This window comes from Shimia litoralis (assembly GCF_005518135.1).
Taxonomy (GTDB): Bacteria; Pseudomonadota; Alphaproteobacteria; order Rhodobacterales; family Rhodobacteraceae; genus Shimia_E; species Shimia_E litoralis.
This window is the reverse complement of record NZ_SULI01000033.1, coordinates 22,938-29,094: the sequence shown is the minus strand read 5'-3', so window position 1 is coordinate 29,094 and position 6,157 is coordinate 22,938. Positions and strand designations below refer to the sequence as shown.

Annotated in this window: 6 protein-coding genes; 5 read left to right on the top strand and 1 reads right to left on the bottom strand. The window is 60.8% G+C overall.

The window, feature by feature from the left end; all coding sequences use genetic code 11:
• From FAP39_RS16395 to FAP39_RS16375, 5 genes are all read left to right on the top strand, one after another.
• Positions 1 to 2,630 (top strand): phage tail protein (locus tag FAP39_RS16395; RefSeq protein WP_138017461.1); only part of this gene is annotated, 2,630 nt, incomplete at its 5' end.
• A 183-nt stretch (positions 2,631 to 2,813) separates the two neighbouring features.
• Complete coding sequence (locus FAP39_RS16390) at positions 2,814 to 3,464, top strand: hypothetical protein (RefSeq protein WP_246059214.1); 651 nt, start codon at positions 2,814 to 2,816, stop codon at positions 3,462 to 3,464.
• Positions 3,461 to 3,808, top strand: coding sequence for a DUF6127 family protein (locus tag FAP39_RS16385; protein WP_246059213.1), 348 nt, complete (start codon positions 3,461 to 3,463; stop codon positions 3,806 to 3,808). The genes FAP39_RS16390 and FAP39_RS16385 overlap by 4 nt, the downstream gene beginning before the upstream one ends.
• 192 nt (positions 3,809 to 4,000) lie before the next feature.
• A complete protein-coding gene (locus FAP39_RS16380) occupies positions 4,001 to 4,675 on the top strand; it encodes a YcbK family protein (RefSeq protein ID WP_138017460.1) in 675 nt (224 codons plus the stop codon).
• Entirely contained in the window at positions 4,672 to 4,929 is a 258-nt protein-coding gene (locus FAP39_RS16375) for a hypothetical protein (protein ID WP_138017459.1), read from the top strand. The genes FAP39_RS16380 and FAP39_RS16375 overlap by 4 nt, the downstream gene beginning before the upstream one ends.
• A 197-nt stretch (positions 4,930 to 5,126) precedes the next feature.
• Here the strand turns inward: FAP39_RS16375 and FAP39_RS16365 are convergent, their stop codons facing one another.
• Positions 5,127 to 6,065, bottom strand: coding sequence for a GIY-YIG nuclease family protein (locus tag FAP39_RS16365; protein ID WP_138017457.1), 939 nt, complete (start codon positions 6,063 to 6,065; stop codon positions 5,127 to 5,129).
• Between the last annotated feature and the right edge of the window lie 92 nt (positions 6,066 to 6,157).

The following is a 6,157-nucleotide window of genomic DNA, read 5'->3' as shown; positions in this document are numbered from 1 at the left end:
AGCCCTGGGCCGTGCGGGTCTCGCGGATCCTGAGCGCACAGGACGGCACGGCCCAATGGTATCCCGATACAGCCCGCATTGTGCCCGAGGTGCGCATCGAAGGCACCGCCATCTATATCGCCATGGATGCCTCAGGCTCCATGTCCGGGTCGCGCATGGGCGCGCAGATCACGGCCGTCTCCCGCCTCATTGACGAGATCGGCAAAAACAACCTCGCCCGTGAGAATGCCAGCCCCAATGACATCCAGATCCTGACCTATGCCGCAGAGGTCCAAAGCACCATTCTGCGGCGCAATGCTGATAGCACCGCCTATAGCGAGCTCAGCGACTGGCTTGAGGGGCTCTCGTCCTTCACCAATGGGGGCACGGATTTTGGCGCTGCCGTCAGTGAGGCAGAGGCGTTCTTTGAGGGTGCTAGCTCCAAGCGCCGCGTGCTGATCTTTGTCACCGATGGAGAGCCAAGCCCCACCTCCAGTGTTAATGCTGCCAAAGCCACATTGGCCCACATTGCAGATCTCGATGTCTACGCTTTCAATATCGCCCTGCCCAATACTGCCTATACCGCAGAGATCGACAACACCCCCGTAGATGGCGTGCCCATCGTGCCCGAGGGAGACCCGGATGCGCTCGTGGCCTCCTTCCGCTCGGGCTTTGGGCGTGATCCGGATATGAACCCCGCCCATATCATTCGTGAATGCCTCACCAATGAGGATTGGGGGCTGGGCTATAGCACCGCCGACATTGGCCCAAGCTTTGCTGTGGCCGCTGATACGCTCTTTGCAGAGAGCTTTGGCCTCTCGCTTCTCTGGCAGCGCGAAAGCGCCATTGAAGATTTTATTGCCGATGTGCTCTCTCATATTGATGCCTATCTCTACATCAACCGCCGCTCGGGCCGCTGGGAGCTGCGCCTTATTCGCGATGACTATGACCCCGAGACCATTCCGGTCTTTGATGACAGCAACATCGTGGATTGGGGAGAGCTCGGTCGGCGTGAGGCCAGTGATCTCATCAATGCACTCACCCTGCGCTTTACAGACATCCGCACCGATCAGACCGGCACCGTCAGTGTCAGCGACACCGGCCTTGTGCAAGAGTTCGGGCAGGTCATCAGCACCACATTGGACTATCCCGGCATTCGCCATGAGGCGCTGGCATCGCGCGTGGCCGCCCGCGATCTGCAGGCGCTTTCTGCGCCGCTCCTCTCTGGTGAGATCACCGTCACCCGTGCAGGCGCCGATCTGGATCCGGGCGATGTCATTGCGCTCACGAGCCCCGAGCGCGGGCTCTCTCATGTCATCATGCGCGTAGCGGAGATGGATTTGGGCGACGGGCGTAAGAATGGCATTGGCCTTAAACTCGTCGAGGATGTCTTTGCGCTCTCCAGCACTGCCTTTGTCGGCGGAGAGAGCAGTGAGACCGGCGCGCTGATCGTGCCGCCCAAACCGCTCGCGCGCCGCTGGGTGTCTGAGGCCCCATATTGGCTTCTGGTGCAAGAGCTGGGCCACACCCAAGCCGATGCGCGGCTCGAGGAGGATGCGGATGCCGGTGCGCTGGTGGCCATTGCCGAGCGCCCCTCACCGGATGCGCTCTCCGCGCAAGTCTGGCATGACATGGGCAGCGGCTATGAGCCACTGGAGCCGGTGGAGTTTGCCCCCACAGCGCTCTTGGGAGAAGACCTCTCCGAGGATCCCGAGCAGAGGCAGGTGGCCGTGGGCGCCTGGCAGGGGCTCGAAGATGTCCCCATTGGCACGCTGGCCAGTATTGACGAGGAGCTCTTGCGAATCGATGGCGTGAGCCCAACCACGCTCACACTCGGGCGCGGCTGTCTGGATACCATGCCCCAATCCCACGTGGCCGGCACGCCGGTGATCTTCTGGCAGGCGCTGGCCAATGCTACCGATCCGGTCTTTGGCGCCGGAGAGGTGCTCTCGGTGAAGCTCTTGCCGGAAACAGGCTTTGGGACCTTGCCATTGGCGCAGGCCTCAGAAGATCAGATCACGATGGCCTCCCGCGCCATCCGGCCATTACCGCCGGGCGATGTGCGCGCCAACGGGCAGCTCATGGCCGATATCAATGCGCTCAATGACGGACCGCTTCAGCTGACCTGGGCGCATCGCGATCGTCTCTCGCAAACCAGCCAGATCATCGATGCCCATGACGCAGCCAGCATTGGACCCGAGCCGGGCGTGTTTTATCACCTGGAACTCAGATGGGTGGATCCTGACACGGACACCGCTCTGGAGCCGCCGGCCAAGGTGCTTGAGGCCGGCACGGGCACAAGCTTTGTGTTTCTGAAAGAAGAGATCCCGACCGATCAAGCGCCGCCGCTCACAAAACACATCGAGATATCCCTGCGCGCCCATCGCATCACGGGCGCCATCAGCTATGGCGCCTGGCAGGCGCGGCCCATGCGCTTTTACATGCCCGACGGGCTGAAGCTTTCCGGTGCCGAGATGTGGCTGGGCTTTGGCACGGGCGCAGATCTGGAAGCACGCGTGGTGGAAGCCTGGGCAGATCACAGTGATCTGGAGCCGCAAAACATCCTAGGCGCTGAAAGCTTTGCCGAGCACGCCACCACAAAGGCCGTCTCGGCCGACCGCATCAGCATTTACATAGAGGTAGAGCCTTAAACATGACCCATGTTCTTCATCTCGGCCATCAGACCTTCGATCTTATGGGGGTGGATGCGCTGATCAGCACCGATGCTGCCGGCTTTGATCCCGCTCTGGATACAAATTGCATCAAGCTCGACCTATCAAACAGCGCCGTGCAGCCTTTCTCGGCGGAATGGGCGGACCCCNGACAGCTATGTCATGGGCAACTCAAGCTTTCTGGCAGCCACCGCGCTCACCTACTGGTTTGACATCCGCATTGCCGTGGGCGCCGAGATCACCATGGATTTATATGTTGATGGCGTTCTGCAAAGCTCGGCCACCACACCCAACACAGGTGGCATGGGCATGCCCGTCAAATGCATCTGGAAGAACCAGGGGATGCATGGGCATTACACCAACACCGTTTGGTACATCGCCCATATTGCTGTTCTGGATGGTGTCTCCACCATTGGCCGGCGCTTTGTGCGTCGCAGCCCTGATCAGACCGGTGTCTATGATCAGTTTACCGGCGGGGTGGCGGCCCTCACTGATGAGGATCCTCTGAGCCGCGCCACCAGCGACGTCATTGGCCAGCGACTGTCGTTCACGCTAGCAGGGCCCACCGGTCCGGCGGGCCAGCCCAATATTGCCGCTGTGCATGTCAAAAAGACCGCCCAGCTTGGGGCTGCCGGTCCCACGGGGCTGGCGGCGTTTTTGCGGATGGGCGGGGTGGATTATGATGCGACCCCCGTCACGCCCGGGGATATTGCGCCCTCCACCCATTACACAAGTTGGGCCAGCAATCCTGTAGATGGCAGTGATTGGGACAGTGCCAGCTTGCCTGCGGAGATTGGGTTGGTGTCGTCATGAGTGGGGATGAGAGGGCGCCGGTTTATCTGGCCACAAGCGTGGCTGGCACAGAAAGCGCGCCGCCCGGTGCGCCGCATCACGCGGTGCAGATCTCGCCAATTGAACTGGAGGCCATGCTCACGCGTGCCGCCCAGCAGGGCGCCAGGCAGGCGCTGGCCGATGTCGGGCTGGAGGGCAAACACGCGGCGCTGGATATACGCGATCTCCGTTCGCTTCTGGACTGTGTGCGTTTTGTGCGCCGCACGGCCGTGCAGACCACCGTGCATCTCATCACCACAGGTCTGATCCTGGCGCTCCTGGCCGGCATTGCGCTCAAGCTCAGGATTTTTGGGTCGGGGGGATGAGAGATGGCGTGCGGGGTGGCGGGGGGCGTGAGAGAGGCCGTGGGTGTGATTTAAGTCGCCACGCCGGAGACGTCTGCAAAGCTATATCCGAAGATCGAGCCGCAAGCTGGTCCCGATCAATCGACACCTAAACAGCACTGAACAACACCGCCCTGCAGGTCCTCTGTGGGGTGGTTTTTTTTGGAGGAATGTATGAGCACGAGATTTTATGAGCATTGGCGCGACGTGCCGGACGACGCCTGGCGCTGGTCCAACTTCTCGCCGGCCGAGATTGCCTGCCGCGGCACCGGCAAGCTGCGGGTCAATGAGGCGGCGCTGGACAAGCTGCAGGCGCTGCGCGACCGGCTGGGCAAGCCGCTGATTGTGCGCTCGGCCTATCGCAGCCCGGAACACAACCGCGCTGTGGGTGGGGCCAAGCGGTCCAAGCACATGGTTGGCGCGGCGTTTGATATTGCCATGGCGAACCATGATCCGGTGGCATTCGAAGCTTCGGCGAGGGAGGTCGGGTTTCTCGGCTTCGGGTTTTATCCGCGCTCGGGGTTTATGCATGTTGATCTTGGGCCGCAGCGGGAATGGGGTGAGAAGTTTCCGGTGCGGGCGACGGCATTTGTGGAGGAGGTGGCGCCGGCACGTGAGGTTCTGGCCGAGAGCCGGACCATGAAGGGCGGTGGGGCAGCCGGAGTTGCAACGCTGGGGGCAGCGGGTGTGGAAGTCGCGCAGGATGTTTTGGCAGAAACGCAAGGCGCGATCCTGCCGCTGGTGCCATACCTCGACACGCTACGCTGGGTGTTCATCGCCGTGGCGCTCGGCGGCATCGCGGTCACGATCTATGCGCGGCTCGATGATTGGAAGCGGGGGCAGCGATGATTGGGGCGATCTTGGGTGCGCTGGCGGGCAGTGCTGCAGTCAGGAGGTTCGTGCATTACGGCACCGTGGCGCTTGCGCTTGCGTTGTTTCTGCTGTCGATCCGTCGCTCCGGGGAGCGCCTGGGGCGCATGGCGGAAAAACTGGAACACGAGGAGAAAGCACATGAAGTTCAGCGCAGAATGCTGGAGGCGGCGGCGCGCCGTCCTCGCAATCGCGGCGAGCTTGTTGACCGGTTGCGCGACGGCGGGTTTTGACGGGGGCGGCGGGGCAGTGTGTCCGCCGGTCGTGGAATATAGCCGGGAAATGCAGGTGCGGGCGGCTGAGGAGCTGGCGCGGTTGCCGGACGGGTCGGCCGTTGTTGAGATGATGGCGGATTATGCAGTGTTGCGGGAGCAGGGGCGGGGATGCCAATCTTGAAAAAAAACGCCAGCATTGATGCAGCGGTTGAGCGTCAAATTCGATCAGAGATATCCTCAGGATCGGCTTCCCAATCCGCGTAAGTCCGGCCGTCCGGGAGTTTCCACAAGATACGGCCGTTTGCTGCGGCGCCCTGGATAACAGCCGCTGCAGCGGAAGCAGACGAAAAACTGTAGGAACTTGTGAAGACCAAAAACTCACCTTCTTCTCGAAGTACACCCTTTTCAACCAATGCATTTCGGAGCGTGACTGTTCCCTTGGGAATGGTCGGTGTCGTGCGAACCCGTGACTTGGCGCCGGCCAACACAACAAAATCACCAGAAGATCCGACTTCCATTTCAGCGGCAAACCCGCCACCGCGGAAGAAAAATCGTGGGCTTGTTGAAGGCTCCGCTATTGGGATTGCCTGTCCGTCCGCCGGTTCAGTGGTTCTTCCCTTCACCTCGCGGAAAAGGTCCCATCCGAGAGCCCCGACAAGCGTCTTGGTTTGGTCGACGAACTCATCCATCGCCGTGCGATCTTGCAACGGCAATTTGCCCGCGTCGTCAGACGGCATGCGCGAATTGGGGAGTGTCCAACGCGGATTGCTCCCAGCGCTCCTTATCAAACAGGCCTCAACATAGCGTGCGTGGCTTTTAGTCAAGTTTTCATCTTTGCTGATGAGCACGACGGTATCGGTCCAGAAATCCTTGGTGTCACGACCAGATTTGTTGGAGTTATGCGTGGCAAGCCGTTCACCAATTCCTTCAGACTCGCCAATATAGCCGAGCTGCCTTTCCGCGGCTGTTTCGTCTGCTCCGATGAGAATGTATACGCCAGGGCGCTCGATCTCTGGAAACGCATCGCGAACGCGGCGCAGTTGGTTCCGACGGAAGGCGATTGCCTGAATAGTCGACATTGATATTTGCGCTACCCGAATGCTGTTCGGATCGCCGTCGAGAAGGAAGATGTTGATCGAGCGGGGTTTAGACATTTTGCGCAGATCCCCGCCAGCGGTTTAGTCGCATCAATTGAACAATAGACTTGAGAAAGCGCCCGCATGTAAGCCATTTCGTACCGTGGGAC

What these genes read in the sequence shown, in the direction of transcription:
- FAP39_RS16390 (WP_246059214.1), top strand. Translation starts at nt 2,814, where the DNA reads ATGGGCAACTCAAGCTTTCTGGCAGCCACCGCGCTCACCTACTGGTTT.
- FAP39_RS16365 (WP_138017457.1), bottom strand. Translation starts at nt 6,065, where the DNA reads ATGTCTAAACCCCGCTCGATCAACATCTTCCTTCTCGACGGCGATCCG.
- FAP39_RS16385 (WP_246059213.1), top strand. Translation starts at nt 3,461, where the DNA reads ATGAGTGGGGATGAGAGGGCGCCGGTTTATCTGGCCACAAGCGTGGCT.
- FAP39_RS16380 (WP_138017460.1), top strand. Translation starts at nt 4,001, where the DNA reads ATGAGCACGAGATTTTATGAGCATTGGCGCGACGTGCCGGACGACGCC.
- FAP39_RS16375 (WP_138017459.1), top strand. Translation starts at nt 4,672, where the DNA reads ATGATTGGGGCGATCTTGGGTGCGCTGGCGGGCAGTGCTGCAGTCAGG.